At 54.5% G+C, this 24,449-nt stretch carries 20 protein-coding genes and 2 pseudogenes; 5 read left to right on the plus strand and 17 right to left on the minus strand.

Features of this window, described 5'->3' with window-relative positions:
- Window positions 1–183: 183 nt before the first annotated feature.
- Window positions 184–402 carry a CHASE3 domain-containing protein gene (locus JCM2850_RS01290; RefSeq protein WP_148301158.1) on the plus strand — a complete coding sequence of 73 codons (219 nt, stop codon included), beginning with the start codon at window positions 184–186 and terminating at the stop codon, window positions 400–402.
- A gap of 14 nt (window positions 403–416) precedes the next feature.
- Entirely contained in the window at window positions 417–1,841 is a 1,425-nt protein-coding gene (locus tag JCM2850_RS16280; RefSeq protein WP_148301159.1) for a sensor domain-containing diguanylate cyclase, read from the plus strand.
- Between the two features lie 549 nt (window positions 1,842–2,390).
- Here the strand turns inward: JCM2850_RS16280 and gluQRS are convergent.
- The 3 genes and pseudogenes from gluQRS to JCM2850_RS16285 form a co-directional block, all read right to left on the minus strand.
- Window positions 2,391–3,275: a tRNA glutamyl-Q(34) synthetase GluQRS gene (gene gluQRS / locus JCM2850_RS01305; RefSeq protein WP_025869485.1), complete on the minus strand. Its 885-nt coding sequence runs from the start codon at window positions 3,273–3,275 to the stop codon at window positions 2,391–2,393.
- A gap of 27 nt (window positions 3,276–3,302) precedes the next feature.
- The gene (locus JCM2850_RS01310; protein WP_025869486.1) at window positions 3,303–3,629 is read right to left on the minus strand and encodes a DUF3301 domain-containing protein; all 327 of its coding nucleotides are present in this window, start codon (window positions 3,627–3,629) and stop codon (window positions 3,303–3,305) included.
- A 46-nt stretch (window positions 3,630–3,675) separates the two neighbouring features.
- Window positions 3,676–4,850: pseudogene (locus JCM2850_RS16285) on the minus strand (PilT/PilU family type 4a pilus ATPase).
- 301 nt (window positions 4,851–5,151) lie between these two features.
- Here JCM2850_RS16285 and JCM2850_RS01320 point away from each other — a divergent pair.
- Complete coding sequence (locus tag JCM2850_RS01320) at window positions 5,152–5,823, plus strand: hypothetical protein (RefSeq protein ID WP_025869487.1); 672 nt, start codon at window positions 5,152–5,154, stop codon at window positions 5,821–5,823.
- Between the two features lie 154 nt (window positions 5,824–5,977).
- On the opposite strand, the gene JCM2850_RS16290 is transcribed toward JCM2850_RS01320, so the two are convergent.
- From JCM2850_RS16290 to JCM2850_RS16305, 13 genes and pseudogenes are all read right to left on the minus strand, one after another.
- Complete coding sequence (locus tag JCM2850_RS16290) at window positions 5,978–6,646, minus strand: calcium-binding protein (RefSeq protein ID WP_267879237.1); 669 nt, start codon at window positions 6,644–6,646, stop codon at window positions 5,978–5,980.
- Window positions 6,635–7,036 (minus strand): annotated as a pseudogene (locus JCM2850_RS23265) (calcium-binding protein); the annotation flags it as partial. The pseudogene JCM2850_RS23265 and the gene JCM2850_RS16290, both read right to left, overlap by 12 nt.
- An 11-nt stretch (window positions 7,037–7,047) precedes the next feature.
- A complete protein-coding gene (locus JCM2850_RS01330) occupies window positions 7,048–7,278 on the minus strand; it encodes a hypothetical protein (RefSeq protein WP_025869489.1) in 231 nt (76 codons plus the stop codon).
- 7 nt (window positions 7,279–7,285) lie between these two features.
- The gene (gene xopG / locus JCM2850_RS01335) at window positions 7,286–10,087 is read right to left on the minus strand and encodes a XopG/HopH/AvrPtoH family type III secretion system effector (RefSeq protein ID WP_025869490.1); all 2,802 of its coding nucleotides are present in this window, start codon (window positions 10,085–10,087) and stop codon (window positions 7,286–7,288) included.
- A 647-nt stretch (window positions 10,088–10,734) separates the two neighbouring features.
- Window positions 10,735–12,225 (minus strand): polyphosphate:AMP phosphotransferase, encoded by a 1,491-nt coding sequence (gene pap, locus JCM2850_RS01340; RefSeq protein WP_025869491.1) that lies wholly within the window; start codon window positions 12,223–12,225, stop codon window positions 10,735–10,737.
- Window positions 12,226–12,520: 295 nt separating this feature from the next.
- Entirely contained in the window at window positions 12,521–13,615 is a 1,095-nt protein-coding gene (locus JCM2850_RS16295; protein WP_369384818.1) for an LLM class flavin-dependent oxidoreductase, read from the minus strand.
- Window positions 13,521–13,802, minus strand: a complete 282-nt coding sequence (locus JCM2850_RS22220) for a hypothetical protein (protein ID WP_234406020.1) — start codon at window positions 13,800–13,802, stop codon at window positions 13,521–13,523. The genes JCM2850_RS16295 and JCM2850_RS22220 overlap by 95 nt, the downstream gene beginning before the upstream one ends.
- Window positions 13,803–13,804: 2 nt before the next feature.
- Entirely contained in the window at window positions 13,805–16,093 is a 2,289-nt protein-coding gene (locus JCM2850_RS01350) for a TonB-dependent receptor (protein WP_025869492.1), read from the minus strand.
- Window positions 16,094–16,220: 127 nt separating this feature from the next.
- Window positions 16,221–17,039: a carbohydrate ABC transporter permease gene (locus JCM2850_RS01355; RefSeq protein WP_025869493.1), complete on the minus strand. Its 819-nt coding sequence runs from the start codon at window positions 17,037–17,039 to the stop codon at window positions 16,221–16,223.
- Complete coding sequence (locus JCM2850_RS01360) at window positions 17,039–17,944, minus strand: carbohydrate ABC transporter permease (RefSeq protein ID WP_025869494.1); 906 nt, start codon at window positions 17,942–17,944, stop codon at window positions 17,039–17,041. The genes JCM2850_RS01355 and JCM2850_RS01360 overlap by 1 nt, the downstream gene beginning before the upstream one ends.
- Window positions 17,945–17,996: 52 nt before the next feature.
- On the minus strand, window positions 17,997–19,223 hold the full coding sequence (locus JCM2850_RS16300) for an extracellular solute-binding protein (RefSeq protein ID WP_051525216.1): 1,227 nt from the start codon (window positions 19,221–19,223) through the stop codon (window positions 17,997–17,999).
- Window positions 19,220–19,549: a TOBE domain-containing protein gene (locus tag JCM2850_RS22225; protein WP_234406072.1), complete on the minus strand. Its 330-nt coding sequence runs from the start codon at window positions 19,547–19,549 to the stop codon at window positions 19,220–19,222. The genes JCM2850_RS16300 and JCM2850_RS22225 overlap by 4 nt, the downstream gene beginning before the upstream one ends.
- Entirely contained in the window at window positions 19,444–20,397 is a 954-nt protein-coding gene (locus JCM2850_RS16305) for an ABC transporter ATP-binding protein (protein ID WP_199898224.1), read from the minus strand. Before JCM2850_RS16305 ends, JCM2850_RS22225 begins: the two co-directional genes overlap by 106 nt.
- Before the next feature lie 227 nt (window positions 20,398–20,624).
- Between JCM2850_RS16305 and JCM2850_RS01375 the strand changes: the two genes are divergently transcribed.
- Window positions 20,625–21,650, plus strand: a complete 1,026-nt coding sequence (locus tag JCM2850_RS01375; protein WP_025869495.1) for a LacI family DNA-binding transcriptional regulator — start codon at window positions 20,625–20,627, stop codon at window positions 21,648–21,650.
- 192 nt (window positions 21,651–21,842) lie between these two features.
- Window positions 21,843–22,754, plus strand: coding sequence for an L-glyceraldehyde 3-phosphate reductase (gene mgrA / locus JCM2850_RS16310; RefSeq protein ID WP_305079946.1), 912 nt, complete (start codon window positions 21,843–21,845; stop codon window positions 22,752–22,754).
- 429 nt (window positions 22,755–23,183) lie between these two features.
- On the opposite strand, the gene JCM2850_RS01390 is transcribed toward mgrA, so the two are convergent.
- Window positions 23,184–24,140 (minus strand): YCF48-related protein, encoded by a 957-nt coding sequence (locus JCM2850_RS01390; RefSeq protein ID WP_036265343.1) that lies wholly within the window; start codon window positions 24,138–24,140, stop codon window positions 23,184–23,186.
- Window positions 24,141–24,449 lie beyond the last annotated feature (309 nt).

The following is a 24,449-nucleotide window of genomic DNA, read 5'->3' on the forward strand; positions in this document are numbered from 1 at the left end:
CCCGGGACGATGATGCCGCTTGCCATTCTCAATCGGGTTTTTATAAAACAATGATTCTTCTATATAATTTTCCCACCAATAAAAACAATGCGAGTGAGGTTCCCACGTGTCGCAGTCTAGGCGTCCCTTCAGGTTGGCAAATTTTATCAAGCTCAGGCAGTTTGCCTGATACTGGCAATGTCCATGGTGCCGCTGTTTTTCTGGCTGTTCAGCCGCGCCATGCACGAACTGGAAAACTCCCGTGCCTGGCTGGAGCACACCTACGGCGTGCTGGAACAACTGCATAGGCTGCGCAGCGATATAGACACGCTGGAAATCGCCCGCAAAGGCTATTTTATCCGCCATCACTCCGAGCACTTGCTACAGTTCAGCATGTGCGCCAGGGCATACCGCAGAGAATAGCGCAGCTGGAAGGCATGACGCGCGACAACAGCTACCAGCAAACCCGGCTGGATCAGCTTGATGACACCTTATCCAAACTGATCACCGTCACCGTACGCAGCATCTCCGATCTGGATGACCGCAACATTCCTTACCCCGAATACAGTGGCAAGGCAGTGCCCTTGTTCGAGCGCGCGCGCTTTGTGCTGGGGGAAATGCATGCGCATGAAAGTGCATTGCTCAAATCGCGCCTGGACAACAGTGATGCCAAACAATCGCAGTTGCGCGTAATGCTGGTGTTATTTGGCATGGGGTTTTTACTGCTGCTGGCCTTTATTCTCAACAATATGTACCGCGAGATTGTGCAGCGCCGCAAGGTGGAAAAAGGCTTGCTGGAAAGCCAGATGCTCAACGAAATAACCGTGCACAACCTCTCGCTGATGGGCGAACTTGGCAGCCTGCTGCAAGCTTGCTCACAAATAGATGAATCGCTGGATGTGATACGTCAGTTTGCGATTCGCTTGCTCAATGTGGATGCGGGGGCCATCTATTTATTCCGCGAATCACGCAACCAGATTGAAGAAAAAATCAGCTGGGGCGATGCGCTGCAAAGTGACCCCATCTTCCAGCCTGATGACTGCTGGGCCCTGCGCCGCGGCGAGCCGCATATGACGGGTGGCATGTATGACTCCCTCAACTGCAAGCATCTGCATGATGTGCCTGGCGCATACAGCCTGTGTATCCCCATCGTGGCGCAAGGCAATGTGCTGGGCGTGTTGCATCTGGAAAACCATAAAGGCCAGAAGCTGGAAGAAGTGCAGCGCAAACTGGCTTATGCACTGGCCAGCCAGGTGGCACTGGCGCTTGCCAGCATGAAACTGCGAGAAACCCTACGTAATCTTTCGGTGCGCGATCCCTTGACTGGTCTGTTCAATCGCCGCTACATGGAAGAATCGCTACAGCGCGAACTGGCGATTGCCGAGCGCAAGCAACGCTCCTTGGGTGTGGTGATTCTCGATCTGGATCATTTCAAGCAATTCAATGACACCTTTGGCCACGATGCCGGGGATTTCCTGCTGCGCGAAGTAGGCGCGGTACTGACCTCAAACTCACGCTCCAGTGACATTGTCTGTCGTTTTGGTGGTGAAGAGTTTGTATTGATCTTCCCGGAAACCAGTATGGAGATGGTGCAAGAACGTACCGAGCGTTTGCGTGTGGCTATCTTTGCCTTGCAATTGCAGCATTTTGGCCGCTCGCTACGCCAGATAAGTGCTTCATTTGGTCTGGCTTTCTATCCTGATCATTCGACCAGGGCTGATGAACTGTTACGCATGGCAGACAAGGCTTTGTACCGGGCCAAGGCGGCAGGCCGAAATCGGGTGGAAATGGCGATAGCGCCAACAGTAAAATCTGCTGAAGCACCCCAGGCGTTTGGCGATGAGGTGGCGGGGGATCATTAAATCCTGAGTTTGCGTGCTATCTCGCTTGGGTCACTATGGCAGCATGAAAGCCCATAGGGGTATTAAAGTGTACGGTGAATGATCTAGCGGAAAATGATGCTTTATAAATCGACAATAGATGAAAAAGTTTTGGCTGAATGGGCGTTAACCAAGCAAAAACATAAAAAAGGTAACGGTCTGATTCAGCGAATTTTATTGATTTCCATTATTTTTCTAGTGGTTATCTATATGATATTCAAGATTAAATACTTTTTTTTTTATGATATTTCCATTGGGATTTATCTTAATAATATCTTTGATATTTGATAACTTCACCATTAAATGCCCCGCATGTGATCAATCTCCAGAACGATGGATAATGCAGCGAGGACATCCAATACACTGTGATTTTTGTGCCCACTGTTTTCATTATTTAAACAGACCTAATCTACCTGCAAGCAGGCAATAAATACGGTCAATCTTGCGCAACAAGTTGTTTCAAATTGGCTAGCGCCTGCAGCGGTTTCTTAGAATCAAAGAAGATTTGGCGACGTTGAATCTATCAACTCGCTATAGCGTCAAACTGCGTTGGCGTGGCACCTGATCCACGCTCCAATGCAGCATTGCCCACTGCCAGACGCTGCTCAAGTTTTCCTGCTGTAAAGCTACTGGTGGCGCTTGCCCGAGAAAGTGCAGCACCTGCCAAAGATCTCTAGTTCTGTCTGTGCCATTCAGTGGTTGTGCCAGGGTTTGCTTGCTGAGTTTTTCTCCTGCCGCGTTGGCGGCGACAGGCACATGCAGGTAGGCTGGGCTGCTATAGCTCAGGGCATGCTGCAGGTAAATCTGTCTGGGGGTTGAATCCAGCAGGTCAGCGCCACGTACCACGTGGCTGATGCCTTGTAGTTCATCATCCACCACCACTGCCAACTGGTAGGCAAACAAGCCATCCGCACGCTTGAGCACAAAATCGCCAATATCTCGCGCTAGCACCTGTGACTGCGGCCCTTGTATACCATCGGTGAATCTGATGGGCGTGTCATCCACGCGTACACGCCAGGCTCTGGCCTGCTTGTCGCCACTTAGGCCGTGCCTGCATGTGCCGGGGTAGACCAGGCCATCAATGCCATGCACGGCGGAATCGGCTATTTCCTTGCGCGAGCAACCGCAGGGGTACACCAGGCCGCGGCTGATCAGGGTTTCTAGCGCCGCCTGGTAATAATCATCACGCTGGCTTTGGTAGATGACTTTGCCATCCCATTCAAAACCGTAATCTTCCAGGGTATGCAGAATCAGATCGGCAGCGCCTGGCACCTGACGCGGTGTGTCCAAGTCTTCCATGCGCAATAGCCAGGCACCCTGGCGGCTTTTGGCGTCGAGAAAGCTGGCCACTGCGGCAATCAGCGAGCCAAAGTGCAAGGGGCCGGTGGGTGAGGGGGCAAAACGGCCTTTGACCATGAATGTTAACTGGCTAGCGTTGCTGGGTTAATACAGCGGGTTGCTGCTGACGGCTTGCAGATAGGGCGGAATATGCCATTGGGTCATGTGACGGCCTAGCAGCACCAGCTCGCAGACCATGCGGTCACTGCCATGGGCGCTGACTTCAAATTGATAGGTGCGCTGCAATTGCAGGCGGCCACGGCTGTTACGCGCAAACCAGACCTTGCGGCAGGACACGCTTTCATCCAGCAATTGCAGGTTGGTGCGTTCTGCCAGTTCCTGACCGCAGGCAATCGCTTGTTCGCGGCTGCCTATGCTGTCTATCCAATACCAGGCGGCTACAAGCGCCAGGATGAGTAAATACATTTCCATGATTGATTCACGTTCTATTGATTTAGCGCTTTATTGATTCAAAGCTTTATTGATTTAAAGCTGGGCTGGGTTCTTCCGGCGGGGTTTCCTCGTGCAGTGAGAGCTGGTCTACCCGGGCGCTGTTATCCTGCGCGGCGGCATTTTTGCCATGCAGCTTGAAGCGCAGGCGTAATTCATTGAGCGAATCGGCATTGCGCAGGGCATCCTCCTCGCTAATGCGGCCTTCCTCGCATAGGTTGAACAAGGCCTGGTCAAAGGTTTGCATGCCCAGCTCCACTGATTTGGCCATGGCTTCTTTCACCATGCCAGTTTCGCCCTTGAGGATAAGATCGGCCACCAGCGGTGAGTTGAGCAAAATTTCGATGGCTGCACAGCGGCCGCCGCCTTTGGTGGGCACCAGGCGTTGCGAGATAAAGCCGCGCAGGTTGAGCGATAAATCCATATGCAGTTGCGCATGGCGCTCTTCCGGGAAGAAGTTGATGATGCGGTCTATGGCCTGGTTAGCGCTGTTGGCATGCAGGGTGGCCATGCACAGGTGACCTGTCTCGGCAAAGGCCATGGCAAATTCCATGGTTTCGCGGTCGCGGATTTCACCAATCAGGATCACGTCTGGTGCCTGGCGCAGGGTGTTCTTAAGCGCGCTGAACCAGTCATTGGTATCGCGGCCGACTTCACGATGCGTCACCAGGCAATTCTTGCTCGGGTGTACGTATTCCACCGGGTCTTCCACGGTGATGATGTGGCCGTAGCTGTTTTCATTACGGTAATCAATCAGGGCGGCCAGTGTGGTGGATTTGCCAGAGCCTGTGCCACCCACCAGTATCACCAGCCCGCGCTTGGACATGATGACATCCTTGAGTACTGGGGGCAGGGACAGGTCGTCAAAACGTGGAATCTGTGTGGTGATGGTCCGCAGCACCATGCCGACTTTTTCTTGCTGGATAAACACATTGACGCGGAAGCGGCCTATTTCCTTGGGCCAGATGGCAAAGTTACATTCCTTGCTGTGCTCGAATTCACTGCGCTGTTTTTCGTTCATCAGCGCATAGGCAAATGACTGGGTATGCTCGCCGCTGAGCTTCTGCTGCGTCACCGGGGTCATTTTGCCGTCTATCTTCATGGCGGGTGGAAAATCCGCGAGATGAAGAGGTCAGAGGCTTTCTTCTCCAACATGGAGCGCAACAGCGTGTGCATATAGGCCAGGGCCTGTTCATTCGTCATGCCATATCCAATTCGCCGGGTTCAAAAATAAGCCATCAATTAAGACGACTATAAGTCGTCAGTAGGCCGTGCAGCTGTCGCCATATTAAATGACCTTAAACGCGGCTGTCATTAGTGATTGCCAGTTTTGGTTGTCACTCTGGGTGAATATTGTTGATCAGGGTTATGGGCCCCCATTGTTGCTGCATATGGGGACGCTCAGCAATGGTCACAAGCCTTAAATTTCATTTGGACATTACCGCCATTGCGCTTACACTGATTTTGCAGTAACAAGTCATTGGTTAAACCTTAATACAAAGCGATGAACGATACCCGCGAGCGTGAAGCACTTAATGCCTATCTCAAGCTATTAAAGAGTAAAGGCGAAACGCAGGAAGGGCTACTTCAGCGTGAAGATTGGCTCAAGCAGCTAATCCCCGCGATCATGGGCCAGCCTGCGGATGGCAGCCTCTACCGTGAGGCGGTCGAGCAGTTGCTCGCGGTTATAGACCGCAATCAATGGCCCTTCTTCCTGTCCGTGGTGCGTGAATATTTCCACTTCTGGAACCAGGACATCAAAATGATCGCCGCCCTCAATGCCGGGCAGGAATTCGAGATCAATCCCGTCAAGTTTCAACCAGTAGAGCAAGACCTCAAGACCCTGTGGCAGACCCTGGATAAGGAAAAGTTTGGCGTGGCCGATACCTGGCCGCTGAAAACCTATAGCCACGCCTTGCGGCAGGAAGGGGCAGAGCAGGGCATGGTGGATACCCGCGTGCGTTTGGTGAAACTGCTGCTGCTCAAGCTCAGGGATATCAATGAGCGGGATCACAAGGTCTACCGCCAGGCGGTGGATGCCACCGTGGGCATGTTCACCATGAAACCCACGCAAAAGCTGTTTTTGTCAGTATCCCGCGAGTTTTATTACTTCTGGATAGGTGACCCCGAAGCCATCAATCATATCCAGATTGAGAAGATAGAGAATATCGCCTGAGTAGGGCGACTGCCTGCCCGGACTAAAGCCTGACTGACAGCTTTAATGCCGGGCATGCCCAATACACACGCTAAGCCTGCCGGGGTAACTCTAGCTAATCCGGTTTTGGCCTTGCAGACCTGTAAAGCCATCACTCCAATGCAGGCAGCCCCGGTTAAAGCGAAAGCACAGCCGCACTTGGCCCGTACTGCAGATAGTCCTGCACATTGGCAATAAAGTCGGTGTTATCCAGATAGTCGTTCTCCATGCGGACTATGTAGTTGGTATTGCCATTAAACCAATCCAGCAGCATGCATTCAGTGCCACGCTTGCCATTGACCAGCAGATGCTGGTCAATGCGAGTGAAACTCAGGCTGTCCAGGTCCACTTCCTGCATCACTATGGTATCCAGGTCGTACTCGTTGTCATTACCGCTCGCGTCTATACGCGTGGTGTTTCCCGCAGCGAGCACGTAGGTGTCATTGCCTGCACCTCCCACCAGAGTATCCATGCCACCAGTTCCACCGGAAAGTATGTCATTGCCATCGCGGCCGTGGATCAGGTTGCTCTGGTCGTTGCCTATCAAGGTGTCATTGAACAAGGTGCCCACAAGGTTTTCCATCTCAATCAGGCAGTCCAGGAAGGCTTCACCGCCCCTGGTCGCCAGGTTGGGGCTGATGGGCTTGCCATCGCTGTTCCACAATTGCGCAAAGACGCCTTCGTCGCCGGTATACATCGCGGTGTCTATGCCTTCGCCGCCATGCAGCAGGTCAGCGCCAGCCCCGCCTATCAGGGTGTCGTTGCCTTTGCCCCCTTGCAGCGCGTCGTCACCGTCACCACCCATCAGAATGTCATCACCATCTTCGCCCCTGAGGATGTCTCCACCAGCGCCGCCTATGAGCGTGTTGGCTGCGCTATTACCACGCAGGATGTCATGTTGCTTGCTGCCTATGATGTTGGCGATGTTAAGAACATCACCTTCTGCATCTCCGCCACTGGCTTCTGCTTGCTGCCGGGTCAAAGTGTCGCCCAAGGTGATGTTGACGCCTGCCTTGCTCTCCAGATAAACCGCAAAGTCATCATCGCCACCCTGGATGGTATCGGCACCTGCACCGCCTTGCAGCAAGCTGCCTCCCCCGGTGCTGCTGAGATAATCATTGCCCTCATCGCCGTACAGGACATTACGGCCACTACCGCCACGCAACTGGTCGTTGCCTGCGCCACCATAAATCGTGTCATTGCCATCTAGGCAGTGATGATGTTGTCACTGGCATTGCCCACCAGCAGGTCGTCAAATTGGCTGCCGATCAAATTTTCAATGTTGATCAGGGTATCTTCACCCAGCTGTGCCAAATCGGCCATGCCGCTGCCGTCTGGATTAAGCAGGACGGCAGCCACACTGCTTGTGCTTTTTTCATAGCTGGCGGTATCGGTGCCCAGTCCGCCATCAAGCAGGTTGGCACCCTCGTCACCCACTAGTAAATCATTGCCATCGCCGCCATAGAGGCTGTCGTTGGATAACGGTCGTAGTAGGCAGAATAGGAGCTGCTGATGCCCATGAGGATAAAGCGGTCCTGACCTGTAGCAAACTTGCCTGTGACTGAGCCTCGATAACGCGCATGCCAGGTGTAGTGATCCTCAAAGTTAGCACGGTGGGGAGCCAGATACGGAACAGCGGCAAAGCTCCCATGCTCCAGATATCCACCAGAATTTCCGCAGAGCTGGGGTTGGCGCTGGGGGTGTCGGAGAGAAATCCACGCACAAAATTGGCCAGAGAGCCCAATGCAATCAGCGCGCTGGAGAACGGCCCGGCGAAAGGGGCGGCCGTGAAACAGACAGTTGAGATGCTATCCATTGCCGTGGCGGCAATGGCTTTATCAATGCGCTCCTGGGACGCGCCTGACTCCTTCAATGTCTTGATGAGTTCCGCATCGCAATACAAGGCATATCCCCCAAAAGCCATGGCGGCAAAGGGGACCTTGGCCAGGCCTCTGGACAGTAGGGCATTTGCCTCTTCACTCAGCCCTGCCATGTTGCCTAACTTGAAGACGCTAAGGCCGATCAAGGCATCAAGCCCACCCGCATAACCGGACTTGATGGCGTTGCTGGTGTCGTTATACAGCGCCGCGCGCAACACATCGCCCAGTTTGTCGGTGAGGGCCTTGTTCAAGCCTGATATTTCCGTTACGCCCCAGCCGGTGAGCACCACGCCGCCTATCATCTTGCCATCAAAGTGAGCGCTGTCTGCCACACCTTTGAAAAAGTCCATGACGCCTTTGAGCGTGGCGTATATGCCCAGGGCTTTTGATAGTCCGGCAACGGTGCCGCTGGCATGAGCTTGGGCTGCTTCTTCCAGCAGGCCCTGAACTTTGCCTTTGAACCCCTCTGTGATGACCTCGCTATTGATCTTGACCACGCGTTCCTTGCCAGCCTGGTCTTTCACGCTCAATTCCACTTGCTGGCTTTGCTGATTGTAGCGGGCAGTCGAGATTTCCTTGATGCTCCAGCCTTCCTGCTTGGCTTGTGCTTCGACCTTTTGCGTCAAAGCAGACAAAGATTCCTGCAAGGGATTGACGAGCAGGGCTTTTGCTTGCATTTGATCCAGTAACTGCGGTGTCAGCGGGCTGGACAGTCTGTTGCCGTTTGCCAAGCCAGTGTCTGGCATGGGCAGTTCAAGCGCATCATGCAGATTGCTGTCATGTTGTTCGCTGGTCGAGGCTTTATTCTGACCTGCTGTTGCAGTGCTGCTCCCTGGGTTTTTGTAGACGATGTAGCTGGGACGCAGCGGTTCGCCGAGTTCTTTGCGTATGGAGTTTTCTGAGGGGCTCTTGTTCTTCCATTTTCCCAGCCCAATCGCGCGCATTTCTTCCCTGCCTCGCTCTGAGCTGGGGTCCTCCTCACTGCCTTGATTGCCGGCACTGGTTCCTTTCAAAAATCGGTTGGCGTGCACCAGCTCGTGCGCCAGCAAGAGGTGGGATTTTTCTGCGGAATTGTTGTTGATGGCCATGGTGCCATCCGGGGCGATTTCCAAGGAGCGGTTGGGGTTGAATTCCACCACGGCGCTGGTGCCTTGGCCTTTGCTGAAAAACCCCTTGTGCGACAGCTGATAAGCCAGCGTCACTTCTTCGGCAAGTTTATTGGGTAGATGCTGGGTGAGTTGGGATTTGGTCAATTGTGGCCGCGCGGCATTGCCAGCGGAGCTATAGATAATCAGCAAGTCTTTGGCACCACTCTTGATCTGATGCTCCAGGCTGTTCAGCAGCTTGTTGCCAGAGGGGCTATTGCGTAGCTGCATCAAGGCGTGTTCTGTTTGCTCAAAAAACTGGGGATTGCGCGTGCTGACTTCAATCCTGAGGCCCACCACCACCTGGCTTAATGTGTAATCTGCTCCAACGTGGCTTTTGAAGGCAGGCCTAGCTGCCTGTGGTTGTTCAGCAGGCACATTGTCAGGAGTGGCCTGGTCTGTGTCAGGGCTTGTGTTAGTGCTGGTGTCAGGTAAACCCTCAGTGGCAGCAGGTTTGGTGCGCTTTGGTGGCAAGGGAGGTGGTTTTATGTGTTTATCATCTTCCCCATTCAGCGTATATGCCCTGCGCATAGGCAGGCCTTGCTCTTGTCTGATGGAGTTTTCTGTAAGCGATTTATCAGCCCACTGATAGAGGCCAACAGTACGAAACTCTTCATTGATATTGCCGTTTAGGTCAGTGTAATCGGTTGTCATTCTCCCTTTCAGGTGCCTTGCAGCGTGCAGCAGCTCATGTACAAATACCGAGAAATTCTCTTCTGTGGAAGGGGAGTCAATGGTTCGCGGAATACCGTGAGCATCCAATTCATGTCTTACTGCATCCCCGAGTTCTATCACTGAGGATGCGCCACCTCCCGCGCCCTGGGGATTGCCTGCTGGTCGTGAGGCTAAGTCGGTCAGTAAATTATCGATAATCTGGTCAGGTAACTCATCATAGAGATGCTGCGATGACAACGGCAGGATAGCTCGTGTCCAGCCACCATCTAAACTCCCCGGAACGATGAAGAGCTCTTTGCCCAGGTTAGGCTGATTGTCATCCTTAAGCAGTAGGCCACTGATTTTATTAATCAGTTCCTGACCTTTAGGTCCGCCATCCTGAAGTCTTTGCAGATAACCCTCCACCCTGGAATAGAAGGGGTCTTGCGCAGCCGCAGTATCAGTGCTGAGCAAAAATGTTGCATCCACGGCGATGAACATACCTGGAATCAATTTGCTCTCTAAAAATACACCTTCTTGCAATTCGTACTGGATGATCTTGGGCATGGGGTTTTCCTCTGATTCTTAGAATTAGAATTCTCAAATTGGAACTCTCAAATTAAAAACTCAACATTCAGGCGCAATATCAAAGCTAGCTCAGCGCAGGGCTAAGTCATTCTGGGTTGGCTTGAAAGCTCAAGGCACATACGCAAGCTGATGGCTCAATATAGCCTTGAGGACGGCACCAAGTTATGGAGTCTAATGAGGGGAAAATCCCGGAGCAATCGTACTTGTCTTTGATTTGTATGGGATTTTAAGTAAGTGTCGTTATTGAATCAGCTTGAAATGACGACCCGCTCAGCACTGGGCCTTGGGAATGCGGAATGAGAAATTTTTGCAATGAGCTGAAAAAACCGGAGATTTTGGATTTTGCAGTGATGGGGTTGAGGAGTTCGGTCAGATGCAAAAGCTCAACTGATAAGGGTTTGCGGCAAGCGTGGGTGCTTAGACCGCCATAGACGCAGAGAACATGCTCTCTCAAGGTCTGAGGCTGCAATGGCCTAGGCTATATTGCAAGGAAAGAGGGAGGCTGGTTCTGCTTACCAGCCTCGCAGGTGGAACGGCCTCAGCTGGGCTCAAGGCCATGCAGAGAATGTTAAGGGCGAGACAAGTTCTACAAGTGCTAAGGGCAACACCACCACAGCCTTGACCCGCTACTTGATACTCTCCAGCTTTTGCTCCAGCGCCTCGCAAATGGTTTTTAAAATCTTGATCCTGGCGTATTTCTTGTCGTTCGATTCCACCAGTGTCCACGGCACCTGCTCGGTGCTGGTGCGATCTATCATGTCACACACCGCTTGCTGGTAGGCATCCCACTTCTTGCGGTTGCGCCAGTCCTCTTCGGTAATCTTATAGCGCTTGAAGGCAATGTTTTCCCTGGCCTTGAAGCGGGTGAGCTGCTCGTTTTCATCAATATGTAGCCAGAACTTCAACAGCACAATGTCATGCGCCAGCAACTGCTCTTCAAAGTCATTGATTTCGGCATAGGCACGCATCCAGTCCTGCTCGCTGCAAAAACCTTCCACACGCTCCACCAGCACGCGGCCGTACCAGGTGCGGTCAAAAATCGTGAAGCGGCCGCGCCTGGGCAATTGCCGCCAGAAGCGCCATAAATAAGGCTGGGCTTTTTCTTCATCACTGGGGGCGGCGATTGGAATGGTGCTGTAGATACGCGCATCCAGCGCCTGGGTGATGCGTCGGATCGCGCCGCCTTTGCCCGCAGCATCCACGCCTTCAAACGCGGTAATCACGGAAATCTGCTTGAACTTGGGGTGGCGCGTTAGCAGATTGAGTTTGCCCTGGTATTCCTCCAGCTGGCTCTCATAGTCATCCTTGCTCAGGGATTTACTTAAATCCAGCGCGTTGAGAATATTGAGGCCATCCGCAGCGGCCAGGGTAAGGGCAGGGGCGGCGGCCTTGCGGGTGGCGGGGGATTTGGTATCCAGGCGTTTCTTGATGGCATCGAGAATGTACTGGCTGGCGGTGAGGTTGCGATAGTTGGGGTCAAAGCCTTCAATCACTATCCAGGGCGCATTGGCGGTGCTGGTCTCGCGCAATAGATGGCCGGAGATGGTGCGGAATTCTTCGTAATGCTTGAGGTGCTGCTTGTCCTGCTCGGTCACGCGCCAGCGGGTTTTCGGGTTTTCCTCAAGGGCGGCAATGCGGGTTTTTTGTTGCTTTTTGGAAAGGTGGAACCAGAGCTTGATGATAAGCACACCCTCATCGCTCAGCATGCGCTCAAAGCTGACAATATCCTTGATGCGGCTGTCCAGCTTCTTGCCCAGCTTGCCGGAAAGGTTTTCCAGAATGGGCGCGGTATACCAGGAGCCAAAGAAAATGCCTATCTTGCCCTTGGGCGGCAACTCACGCCAATAACGCCACATATTCGGGCGCTCGGCTTCATCCTCAGTGGCCGGGCCAAACGCACAAGTATGAATCAGACGCGGGTCCATCCATTCATTCAGCAGGTTGGCAGTTTCACCCTTGCCCGCGCCATCCACCCCGCCAATCAAAATCAGCACCGGGCAGTTTTTCTGCTGCGCCAGTTCATATTGCGCATCAAGCAAAGCCTCGCGCAACTCCGGCACGGCTTTTTTGTAAACATCATCGTCTATGGTGTGGCCTAGCTCTGCAGATTCAAACATGGTGTCCTTTGCTGAATGATTGATAGGGCAAACACTGGGAGCGCATTGATACTGCAGAAGTTTGCCAGTGGTGTCAAAAAGGATATTTGAATGGTCAAAGATCGTGCTGGCAGCGAGCGTCTTTAGAGGTGTCGTGCTTGCTGGGGTGTCATTTAGAAAGATCGCGCATACATTGCGTTTGACCGCGATGATGGAGGGAGGTGATGTAAGCTGGCGAGTACAGCTGTGACCATAAGCAGCTGATAACTCCCAGCTTGCTTATCAAACCGGGAGTCATCCTCTTGCCTGTCATGTTTTAGGGTTTAGGCAACCTTAAATGCTCGCGCAAAGTCTTGCCCTCATATTGAGTGCGGAAGATGCCTCTACGCTGTAATTCAGGCACCACTAGTTCGGTGAAATCCCTGAGTCCACCGGGTAACCAGGGGGCCATGACATTAAAGCCATCAGCGCCACCTTGCTCAAACCATTCCTGGATATGATCTGCCACGGTTTCAGCGGTGCCTACCACGGTGAGGTGACCCCGGCCCCCGGCAATGCGCAGGTAAAGCTGGCGTATGCTGAGGTTTTCGCCCTGGGCAATCTCGGTCAGTAGTTTTTGTCGGCTTTGCTGGCCGTTATCGGTCAGCGGCAGCTCTGGCAGTGGGCCATCCAGTGGGTAGCTCGACAGGTCAAAGTTGCCTATCATGCGCCCGAGCAAGGCAAGGCCTGCCTCGGGTTCCACCAGGTCCTGCAGGGTGTTGAACTTGTCTTCAGCCTCGGCCTGGGTTTTGCCGATGATGCTGAATATGCCCGGCATGATTTTGAGGCTGTCTTGGTGGCGGCCAAATTTGGCCAGACGGCCTTTGAGGTCACGGTAAAACGCCTGCGCTGAGCTGAGATTGGCGTGGGCGGTGAAGACCACTTCTGCGGTTTCTGCCGCCAGTTCACGCCCGGTTTCAGAGCCACCAGCCTGCACTATCACGGGCCGCCCCTGCGGGCTGCGCGCCACATTGAGCGGGCCTGCCACATCAAAGTGCTCGCCGTGATGATTGAGCGCATGCAGTTTGCTGCGGTCAAACCAGCGGCCACCTGCCTTGTCGTTGATAAAAGCACCTTCTTCCCAGCTATCCCACAAACCTGTCACTACCTCATAGAACTCCCTGGCCCTGGCGTAACGCTGGGAGTGGGAAACATGCTGTGGACGGCCAAAATTGGCAGATTCCGAGGCATTGTCCGAGGTGACCAGGTTCCAGCCGCTACGGCCACGCGAGATTTGATCCAGCGAGGCAAACTTGCGTGCAATGTGATACGGCTCGTTATAGGTGGTGGTGGCCGTGCCTATCAGCCCTATGCGCGAGGTGACGGCAGCCAGCGCACTGAGCAGGGTCAGCGGCTCCAGCCCCGCAGCCAGCCGCTGCCGTCAGTGCATCGGCAAAGAACACCGCGTCAAAGTGGGCGGCCTCGGCCAGCAAGGCCGCCTCCTTGTAGACAGCAAAGGGATCGTCATCCAGCACATTGTCCGGGTAGCGCCATCCGGCCACATGGTGACCATTGCGGATTAGAAACGCGCCCAGGCTGAGTTGACGTGGCTGGCTCATGCTTAGAAGTCCTTCCTGACGTTGATGCCGAAGTAGCGGGCATCGTCACGCGGTACATAGCGGTTGACGTAAGTGGTGTGGCTGACCAGGTTGGAAGCGTAGGATCTATCCAGCAGATTGCGGCCCACCAGGGCGAAGCGCCAGCCTGTATCGGTGGAAAGCGCCACGCTGGCATTCCAGATGCCGTAGGCCTCTTGTATGGTGTCCTTGGTCTGGGTCAGGCTGTATTGCTGCTTGCTCTGCCAGACGTAATCCGTGCCCAGGTCCAGTACATAGCCATTGTTGAGCGGGATGGCATAGTTGGCACGTGCCACCGACTTGAACTCAGGAGAGAAGGGCAGTGGCTTGCCATTGACCGAGCAAGAAGCCGCTGCATTGGCAGGGCAAGTGAACTGATCAATACGCGCATCTACATAGGCCAAAGAGCCAGATAGAGTGAGCCTGGAGGTAGGCTTGGCCACCGCATCAAATTCCACACCACGGGTAGACACGCTGCCCGCATTGACCAGACGCGTGATGGTCGTGCCACCTATGCTGTCAAAGAAGTTGGCCTGGTAGTTTTTGTACTTGGTATAGAAAGCCGCCACGTTGAAGATCAGGCGGTTATCCAGATAAGCCGACTTCAGGCCCAGTTCAAAGGCATTCGAGGTTTCAGGGTCTAGCGGCAAGGTGTCGTTGTTGGACTGATTCATGTTGAAGAACACGTTGTAAGCCGGGCCTTTGTAACCACGCGAGTAGGTGAAGTAGGTGGTGAGGTCTTCGTTGATGTCATATTGCAGACCCACACGGCCAGAGTAGGCGGTCTCGGTGGTGTTGCCTTGGCGCAAAGGCTGGCTTACCTGTACGCCTGGGCCAGTCACAGGTGAATTGCGGATATGATCAAATTCCAGCTCGTCATGCGTCCAGCGCAAACCCGCAATGCCGCGGAACTGCTTGGTGAAGTTGAGCGTGCTTTCGCCAAACAGCGCCAGGCTTTCACTTTCTATCCCGTAATCCGCACGGCCTATGAAATTAGTGCCTGTGCTGGTGGTGCCGCTACGCTGATAGGTTTCATCGGTCTTGCCCTTGAGGTAGTAGATACCCGCTACATATTCCAGGAATTGCTCCTTGGGTGAGGCAATGCGCACTTCCTGCGAGAACTGCTGAGAGTCCACAGTGCCACGGTCACGAGTAGCCGGGAAAGTGCTGTTGTAACGCAAAGGATTGCTGGTGTTGTAGTTGTTACCTATCTGCGAGGTTGAGGTGTTCTGGGTGTTATCCCAGGTGCGGAAGGCGGTAATGGAAGTCAGCGTGTAATCATTGAAGCGCCAGTCTACCTGTGCGGAAACGCCCTGGTTGGTATCGGTCACCTCACTCTTGCCGTCGGTATTCACCTTGCGGTTACCCTTGCTGACATGCACCGGGCTGACACCATTGTTGAAAGCGGTGTTGTTGGAGCTGTAAGGCACACCTGTTGCACCCGGTACGCTGTTGGTGCCATGGGTGTAATCGGCAATCAGGGTAATGTCCAGATCTTGTGTTGGCGTCAGCAGGAACTTGGCGCGTGCACCCTGGCGCTCATAGCCATTGAGATGACCGCCTGCGGTGTTTTTGACGTTACCGTCATAATCGGCATATAGCCCATTGATGGAGGCGTAGAGCAAATCCGGCACCAGCGTGCCGGAAACACCCAGGCGCACGCGTTTCTCGCCGCCTTCAAAATACGAGGTATCAACATAGGCATGCGGGTCGGCGCTGGGCTCACGCGTCACCACATTGATGACGCCAGCAGAGGCGTTCTTGCCAAACAGCGTGCCTTGCGGGCCGCGCAGCACTTCAATGCGTTCTACATCCAGCAGGTCCAGCGTGGCCTGGCCGGGGCGGGCATAGACCACGCCATCAATCACGGTAGAGACTGTGGGTTCTATGCCAGGAGATGTTGAGATGGTGCCCACGCCACGAATCAGGATGGACGAATCCTTGTTGCCGCCTTGCTGACGGAAAGTGAGGCTGGGCACTTCGTTGGCAATGGTTTGTATGCTGTTGAGGTTGGATTGCTCCAGCTTGCGGCCATCCAGTACCGAGACAGCGATAGGCACGGATTGCAGGCTGGCCTCGCGGCGGGTGGCGGTAACGGTGACCTTGCCCAGTGCGGGTGGTGTGGCTTCTGTGGTCTTGCTTGCTGCCTGTGCTTCGCTGTCGGTATCTGCGGCCTGGGCCTGTAGTGTCCAGGCTTGCGATAGCAGAACAGAGGCGATGGCCAGCTGGACGCCGCGGCGCTTGAATGGCTGCGTGGTTGATGATGCGTGCATAAAAATTCCCCTAATTAATGACATAGTCGTGGTGATGGTGGTGATGCAGTGCCCGTGCGGGCTCCCTGAAAGTGTGTGTAATCTGCTGCTGCAAATAGGTGCTTTAGATCAGTGTTGCCCATGCGTTTCATCCCTTGAGGCCGCCTGCGGTCAAGCCGCTCACCACGCGCTCCTGGAACAGCACAATGATGATGGCGAGCGGCACGATGGCCACGACCAAAGCCGCCGAAATGACGGGCCAGGGGAAGCTGAATTCACCCTGATAAAGCAGAATGCCCACAGGCAATGTACGGCTGCCCGGTGCAGCGTTAAGCGCCAGCGCCAGCAGAAACTCATCCCAGGCATTCACAAAGGCCAGAATGCCCGCGGTAAACACCCCGGGAGCTGCCAGTGGCAGCACAATACGGGTCAGCGCCTGTAGTCGGGTGCAACCATCTATCATGGCCGCGTGCTCAATATCCCTGGGCACTTGCTGGAAAAAGCTGGCCAGCACCAGCGTGCAGATGGGCAGGCTTTGCACGGCGTAAGGCAACACCAGTGCGCCATAGGTATTGATCAGGCCCAGGCCGCGCATGATTTCAAACAGCGGCACCAATAGCGTGGCGGGCGGGAACATGGCCACCGCAATCAGGCTGGTCAGAATCAAGCCTCTATGGCGCAATTGCAGCCGCGTCAGCGCATAGGCAGCGCCAGTGGCGGCAAACAGCGTCAGCAGGGTGGAAAGCAAGGCCACGGCAAAGCTATTGGCCAGGAACAGCAGCAGCGGCTGCTCGGCAAACGCCAGTAGGTAGTTATCCAGGCTGGGATGCTGCGGCAGCCAGGTGATGGGCGTTTGTGCCAGCTCAGCTTCGGTCTTGAATGAAGTCAGCAGTATCCACAAAGCCGGGAAGAAACCATTGATCAAGAGCAGGGCGGCGGCTATCCAGCGCAGGGGAAGTTTCAGCATCACACAGCCCCCCGGTAGAGCTTGCGCAGATAGAGCGAGCTGACTGCCATGGAGAGCAGGAACAGCAGCACTGCCAGCGCCGAGCCATAGCCCACATCCATGTATTCAATCGCGGTGGTGTTGACCAGAATGGAGAGGGTTTCGGTGTAGCGTGCCGGGCCACCCTGGGTCATGGCATAAGGGATGTCGAAAGACTGCAAGGCGCTGATGGTGCGGAAGATCAGCGCTACGGCCAGGGCAGGCATCAGCAGTGGCAGCGTGACATGGCGGAAGGTCTGCCAGGCGTTGGCACCTTCCAGCTCGGCAGCTTCATACAGGCTGCGCGGGATGGTCTGCAAACCTGCCAGCAGAATCAGCGCTACAAACGATGAGCTTTTCCAGATGGTGGCAACGCAAATGGCAAAGAAGCCCCACTGTGGTATCAGCAGGAAGGAGATAGGTGCCATGCCAGCGCGGCGCAGCAGATCATTCACCACGCCATATTCGGTGTTGAAAAACCACGCGAAGATCATGCCGGAAAACGCCAGTGGCAAAGCCCAGGGCAGCAGCAATGCCAAGCGTACTGGCCAGCGCCATTTCCACGGCCTGTTGGACAGCAATGCCAGGCCCAGGCCCACCAGCAAGGCACCCGGCACGGTGACCAGGCACAAAGCTAATGTGAAGCGTATTGCGCGCCAGACATCGGGGTCGCTCAGCGCATCGGCGTAATTGCTCAGGCCTATGAATTGCGGCGCATGCGCGCTGAACACGCTCATGGAATACAGGCTGTCATGCAGCAGCTTGAGCACCGGGTAGACGACAATCAGGCCCAGTAGCAAGGCGGCAGGCAGCAATAGCCAGAAGGCTAATGTATGTTCGCTGAGGTCGCCCGAGGGTTTCAGCTTCCAGAGATTACGCCCGCTCATCGCAATATCCTCTGCAGGCGGCGCGAAATATCTTCAAGGCCTTCATCGGAGCTTAATGACCCGGCCAGCACGGCAGAGGTTGAGATGCGCAGCACATCAGAGACCTGGGCGTAACGCGGTGTGAGGGGGCGGGATTTGGCCGCCAGCAATGCAGGCTTGGCCTCTTGCAGCCAGGGCATGACGGCAAGTACTTCTTGATCGTTGTACAGCGAGAGATAAGGCGGCAGCAGCGCGCCTTGTACCGTGATGTAACGAATGCTCTCGGGCGAGGCGAGATAACGCAGGAAATCTGCGGTTTGCGCCTTGTGCCTGGAATAGTTGGACATCGCCCACTGCCAGCCACCCAGCAGGTGGCATGCTGGCCGTCTGCCAGCGCAGGCATGCGCACCATGCCTACCTTGCCTTTGACGCGCGAGTCCTTGTCGTTCTGGAACACGCCCCAGGCAAAGCCCCAGTTGATGGCAAATACGGCGTTGCCAGCCTTGAAGGTATTGACGGTATCTGCGGTTTTTACCTCGGCTACATGGCGCGGAATGATGTTTTGCTGTTGCAGCCCCTGCCAAAGCTGCAAGGCCTTGAGCGCGGCAGGGCGGTCTAGTGCCAGCTTGCCATTGCTATCGAGAATATCCTTGCCCTGACTCCAGTAGGGAATCAAAAAACTGCATACCGTGCCTTCAATTGGCGCGCCCTGAATGGAAAGACCCTGCAAGCCTGCTTGTTGCTCAGCCTGCGTAATGGTGCGGGCGGCCGCGGCCAGTTGCTGCCAGGTTTGCGGCGCGGCTATGCCGTGCTTGGCCAGCAAGTCCTTGCGGTAATACATAAACATGGCATCGGTGACGGCGGGCAGGGTGTAGAGTTGGCCCTTGATCAAGTTGGTGTGCTGATAAATCGGCAGGCCATCCTCTAGCAGCCTGTGTTTTTCTGCAGGTAAATAGGGCTCCAGCGGCGCTATCCAGCCTGCGGCGGCAAACTGGTGCGGATTGACGATATCCAGCATCAAGGCATCAAAGCTGTCGTCGTGGGCGTTGAGCAGCACAGAGAGATATTTACGCTGCAATTCAGAGGTGGCAGCACCGCTGCCTATTTCTATGCGTATGCCGGGGTGGCTGGCCTCATAGCGATCTGCGAGGGTACGGAACAGGTCAGGGCGCTGTGCCGCGCCGCCTATGAATACGCGCAGCACGGTTTCCGCGTGGGCGGGCAGGGCCAGCGCCAGCAAGCTGGCCAGCAACATGGTTTTGATGCCTGGTGCTGACCATAACCTTGGCAGCATGCTCATAGTGCTGACTCCAGGCGCAAGCCGCTTTCGCTATCGAACCAGTGCAGTTGCTGATGGGCAATGCGGAGCTGCACTTTTTGCCCGGTGTGCAGGACTTGCTGGCCGGGAATACGTGCCTGCACGCTGTAGGGGGCCAGATTGGCGGTGGGCTGTTGCAGGCGCAGCGTGGCAATGGTCTCTGCACCCAGAGGTTCCAGCAGATCAACCACGGCATTGAGTATCAGGGTGTCTGCGCGGTTATTGTCGGTTGAGTCGTCATCTGTTGAGTTGTTATCTGCCGAGTCGCTGATGGTGATATGTTCTGGGCGTATGCCAGGGTGAGGGATTGGCCTTGCTGCGCTGCCAGGTGCTGCACCGCAATCACCTGCCCCGCAATATAGGCATGGGCTTGATCCACAGACCATTGCACTGGCAGGCGCAACAAGTTCATGGGGGGCGCACCCATAAAACCTGCCACAAACAGGGTGGCCGGGGTTTGGTAAATCTGCGCGGGCGTGCCCAGCTGCTCTATGCGCCCGTGATTGATTACCGCAATCCGGTCTGCCAGGGTCATGGCTTCAACCTGATCGTGCGTGACATAGACCATGGTCTTGCCCAGGCGCTGGTGCAGACGTTTGATCTCCATGCGCATTTCGGTGCGCAGCTTGGCATCGAGGTTGGAGAGTGGCTCGTCAAACAGAAACAGTTGCGCCTCGCGCACCAGGGCGCGGCCTATGGCCACCCGCTGGCGCTGGCCACCAGAAAGGGCAGCAGGCTTGCGTTGCAGCAAGGGCGTCAGTTGCAGCATCTCGGCAACAGCGGTGACTTTTTCGGCAATCTCTGCCTTGGGCGTGCCGCGTATGCTGAGGCCAAAGGCCAGATTGTCGTACACGGTTTTGTGCGGATATAAGGCGTAATCCTGAAACACCAGGGCAATATTGCGCTCGCGCGGGGGCAGGCGGTTGATGCTGCGGCCATTGAGAATCACCTGGCCATCATCCGCATGTTCCAGCCCAGCCAATATGCGCAGTAGAGTAGATTTGCCGCAGCCAGATGGCCCCACCAGCACAATAAACTCGCCGCTGGCGATATCGAGATTGATATCGTTGAGTATGGTGTTTTGGGCAAAACGTTTGCCCAAACGCTGCAAGCTGAGCGCTACCATCAGGCGCGACCAAGCTGGCGAATAAACCACGATTTCTGCTCGCCAAAAGCCAAAGCAGTAGGCCAAGACCTAGGCCAAAAAATGGTGCGCAATAAATGTTTTGAATTTTGAATAAACACTGATAATCTCAACGATGTTACCGGTAACATTGGCGAGATATTCAAGCAGTCTTGGTATGCTGTCAAAGAATTAAATTAAAAATAAATATAGAAATTGGTTATATGAGATTGCTTATATGAAAAAAGCGAAGCGGCAAAATGTCAGGCAAGCGTAAAGGCCTGGGCAGGGCCACGGTGCATGACGTGGCGAAGTTGGCTGGCGTGTCTTCCATTACGGTATCGCGCTATTTCAAACAGCCGGACGTTGTGTCTGAGGCATTACGCCTGCGCATCGCCGAGGCGGTGCAAACCCTGGACTATCTGCCCAATCAGGCGGCGGGCGGGCTGGCCTCAACCCGGGGGCGCATTGTCGCCATGGTGATTCCCAATATCTCCGGGCCTATCTTTGCCAACACCATCCAGAGCTTTAGTGATGTGCTCAACCGTCATGGTTACCAGTTGCTGCTGGCCTCTAGCTATTTCTCGGTTGAGAAAGAAGAAGATGCGGTACGCGCTTTCCTCGGCTGGTCACCTGCGGCCCTGGTACTCACCAGCCAATACCATTCCGCAGGCACAGAAAGGCTGATTGCCAAGGCGGGGATACCCATAGTAGAAACCTGGGACTATGCCCCAGAGCGCCAGCCCTTGCAGGTGGGTTTCTCCCACCTTGAGGTAGGCCGTCAGGCAGTGGAGTATCTGCATGGCAAAGGCCATAGACGCATTGCCTTTGTACAGAACAGCCTGGTGGGTGACTTGAGCGCACTGGATAGACGCGATGGATATATGGCGCGCATGACAGAGCAGGGGCTGGAGCCGTGGGTATTTGTGCCGACTGAGGCCGACCCGTTTGAGGCTGGGCGTCAGGCCATTAACTCATTACTGCAGCGTAAACAGCCTGCCGAAGCGGTAATTTTTGCCAATGACAACCTAGCCGCTGGTGGCATGCTGGCAGGGCTAAGGGCGGGCATGCGCTTCCCCCAGGATGGTGCGATTTTCGGCTTTGGTAACTATGCTTTTTCAGAACTATTGCTGCCCAGCCTCACCACCATACGCCCGCCTGCGCGGGAAATAGGCGAGGTTGCTGCCTTACGCATATTGCAGGCGCTGGGCGAGGTGGAAATTGAAGGCGAGATTCCACACCTCAACCTGCTGGACTGTGAATTGATACAGCGAGAGAGCGCCTGAACACGTGCTGGCGGCTCAGAAAAACCACAATTAGCCATTAACTATGAGTACTCAGGAATCAGACATGACTTACCAAGCAAATCCGCAACGTTATGATGCAATGCCTTACCGCCGCTGTGGCAAGAGCGGTTTGAAACTGCCGCTATTGTCACTAGGCTTTGGCACAATTTTGGCGATAACACGCCGATAGCCGTGCAGCGCGACATGCTGCGCACAGCGTTTGATCTGGGCATTACCCATTTTGATCTGGCCAACAACTATGGCCCGCCCTATGGCAGTGCTGAAGCCAATTTCGGTCAGCTTTACCGCCAGGATTTCAAGCCCTATCGTGATGAACTCATTATCTCTACCAAGGCGGGGTGGGATATGTGGCCTGGCCCTTATGGCCAGGGCGGCGGCTCGCGTAAATACCTGCTGGCCAGTCTGGATCAAAGCTTGCAACGCATGGGGCTGGATTATTTCGATATCTTTTATTCCCATCGCTACGATGCCGAAACCCCGCTGGAAGAAACCATGGGCGCATTGGCGACTGCGGTGCAGCAGGGCAAGGCGCTGTATGTCGGTATATCTTCTTATTCCCCAGCCAAAACCCTGGAAGCCTCCAACTTGCTGCGTGAATGGAAAATCCCCTGCCTGATACATCAGCCTTCCTACAACCTGCTCAATCGCTGGATAGAGCGCGATTTGCTCAATACCCTGCAAGCCGAAGGCATGGGCTGCATCACCTTCACCGCCTTGGCGCAGGGCTTGTTGTCAGATAAATACCTGTCGGGGATTCCGCAAGATGCACGTATCAACCGTCCAGGCGGCAACTCCATACAGCCCGGCCATTTGAGCGAGGCCAACCTTAAACGTATCCGTGGGCTGAACGAGATTGCCCTGCGCCGCGGCCAATCGCTGGCACAGATGGCCCTGGCCTGGGTGCTCAGGGATGAGCGCATTACCTCCACCCTGATAGGTGCCAGTAATAGTCAGCAGATACGCGAAAATGTCGCGGCGCTGCAAAACTTGGCATTCAGCAGTGCAGAGTTGGCAGAAATTGATGGGCTGGCACAAGAGGGAGGGATTGATCTATGGGCGGGTTCTTCCTCAGAGTGGAAATAGGCCACAGAACATATTGGCGATGTTGACGTGATGGGAATGGTGATGTGATCAGCCTGCTTAAGCTTCGCTGATCACCATGAACGTTTGAAAAAGACATTGCCACTCCGGCAATGTCTTTCTTTACAAGCCTGAGGCACGACCTCAAGCGCTCATGCAGACATTACTTGGCTCGCGCCTTTTCATATTCTTCATAAGTCTGGGTATTCAGCCTATCCAAACAGGACTGAATTTCACCCGGCGGCTGAGTGCGGCATTGGTTGCGTGCGCCTTCTTTAACACCTTCATAGCCTGCTTTTGTACTGCAGGCAGAAACTGCCAGGCTGAGTATGGTTAATGAGCAAAGCATTAAAAAATAATGTGGTTTCAATGTTTATCCATATTGATTAAGAGTGCTGCTTGAAATCAGCGGCGCGGCCAGGCATGCAGGCTTTAATGCTGGATGATGACGCCACCAAAACCTGCTGACCAGGCATGCTTTCCACTGTGAGTTGTACAAATTGCATTAAGCTCATTTGCGGTGCCACTACTCAACGCGCGCCAGGTTTCACCGCCATTATGGCTAGTTAGTATGCTGCCATTAAAGCCCACCGCCCAGCCAGTTTGCCCATCAGCGCTAAAGCTAATGGCGTTGAGTTCATTGTGGCTGTCTGTAGCAAGCATGCGCCAGCTACGGCCAGCATTTGCGGTGGTGACAATCACACCGCCAAACCCAGCCGCCCAGGCAGATTGGCCCGCTTTAGCCAGGCTCACCGAGTTGAGCTCGTTGCTGGTGCCGCTTTCCTGCCTGTTCCATTTGGCACCGCCATCTGACGTGGCCAATATGAGCCCGCCAAAACCCACAATATAGCCATGCTTGCCATCCGGGCTGAAACTCACACTATTGAGGGCATTGTTGCTGCCACTCTCTTGCGGCTTCCAGGATAGGCCGCCGTCATGTGTTGCCAGAATAGTGCCATTAAAGCCCACCGCCCAGCCTGTGCGCCCAGCAGGGGTGAAAAACACGGATGCCAGTTCATTGGATGTGCCACTGTTTTGCTGTGACCAGCTTGCACCCCCATTACGCGTGGCAAGGATGGTGCCGCCAAAGCCCACCACCCAACCGTGCTGACCATTTGCGGTGAAAAACACAGATTGCAGTTCATTGTTGGTGCCACTGGATTGTGGCGTCCACGTCTGTCCGCCATCAGTTGTGGTGATAATGCTGCCGTTAAAGCCTACGGCCCAACCCCGCTGGCCATCGGGAGTGAATGCAATCGAATGCAATTCACTAGTGGTATTGCTCTGGCGAATTATGCCAACACCATCTGCTATGGCAGCCGTGGCTATGAAAGCCAAGACAAAGAAAAACAGACATTTGCATGAAAATCGGCTGAGCGGGTTTTGCATGTGGTGTTAATCCCCTGGGTAATTTTTCTATTTAGATCATGGATATGGTGATTCTGGCAACATTTGTTCAGCACCGCAGCCCACCCCAGTCATTCTCTCTCAGTCTTGATCAGGAGAAAGCCTTGTAGCTTACGCACCCTCATGGCATTGCTAATCAGTAGCGCCGATACCTCGGCCAGGCCATCAAGGGCAACTGCAACAGGATTAGCTATCACATGGGCACATCAGGCTGATTTAGGCATGGCAGTGTGACCATGTTGTATTTAATCGATTTTACTTATCCAATCCACCAATGAAGTGGTCAATCTA

Source organism: Methylobacillus glycogenes JCM 2850 (genome assembly GCF_000617925.1).
Taxonomy (GTDB): domain Bacteria; phylum Pseudomonadota; class Gammaproteobacteria; order Burkholderiales; family Methylophilaceae; genus Methylobacillus; species Methylobacillus glycogenes.

Coding starts and splice junctions, on each gene's coding strand:
- JCM2850_RS16290 (WP_267879237.1), bottom strand. CDS start 6,646: ATGGGTGGTGACGGTGACGACGCGCTGCAAGGGGGCAAAGGCAACGAC.
- JCM2850_RS01310 (WP_025869486.1), bottom strand. CDS start 3,629: ATGGAAATGTATTTACTCATCCTGGCGCTTGTAGCCGCCTGGTATTGG.
- JCM2850_RS01320 (WP_025869487.1), top strand. CDS start 5,152: ATGAACGATACCCGCGAGCGTGAAGCACTTAATGCCTATCTCAAGCTA.
- JCM2850_RS01390 (WP_036265343.1), bottom strand. CDS start 24,140: ATGCAAAACCCGCTCAGCCGATTTTCATGCAAATGTCTGTTTTTCTTT.
- gluQRS (WP_025869485.1), bottom strand. CDS start 3,275: ATGGTCAAAGGCCGTTTTGCCCCCTCACCCACCGGCCCCTTGCACTTT.
- JCM2850_RS16300 (WP_051525216.1), bottom strand. CDS start 19,223: ATGAGCATGCTGCCAAGGTTATGGTCAGCACCAGGCATCAAAACCATG.
- JCM2850_RS16280 (WP_148301159.1), top strand. CDS start 417: ATGACGCGCGACAACAGCTACCAGCAAACCCGGCTGGATCAGCTTGAT.
- JCM2850_RS01290 (WP_148301158.1), top strand. CDS start 184: ATGGTGCCGCTGTTTTTCTGGCTGTTCAGCCGCGCCATGCACGAACTG.
- JCM2850_RS01375 (WP_025869495.1), top strand. CDS start 20,625: ATGTCAGGCAAGCGTAAAGGCCTGGGCAGGGCCACGGTGCATGACGTG.
- JCM2850_RS01355 (WP_025869493.1), bottom strand. CDS start 17,039: ATGCTGAAACTTCCCCTGCGCTGGATAGCCGCCGCCCTGCTCTTGATC.
- JCM2850_RS01350 (WP_025869492.1), bottom strand. CDS start 16,093: ATGCACGCATCATCAACCACGCAGCCATTCAAGCGCCGCGGCGTCCAG.
- xopG (WP_025869490.1), bottom strand. CDS start 10,087: ATGCCCAAGATCATCCAGTACGAATTGCAAGAAGGTGTATTTTTAGAG.
- JCM2850_RS22220 (WP_234406020.1), bottom strand. CDS start 13,802: ATGAGCCAGCCACGTCAACTCAGCCTGGGCGCGTTTCTAATCCGCAAT.
- pap (WP_025869491.1), bottom strand. CDS start 12,225: ATGTTTGAATCTGCAGAGCTAGGCCACACCATAGACGATGATGTTTAC.
- JCM2850_RS01360 (WP_025869494.1), bottom strand. CDS start 17,944: ATGAGCGGGCGTAATCTCTGGAAGCTGAAACCCTCGGGCGACCTCAGC.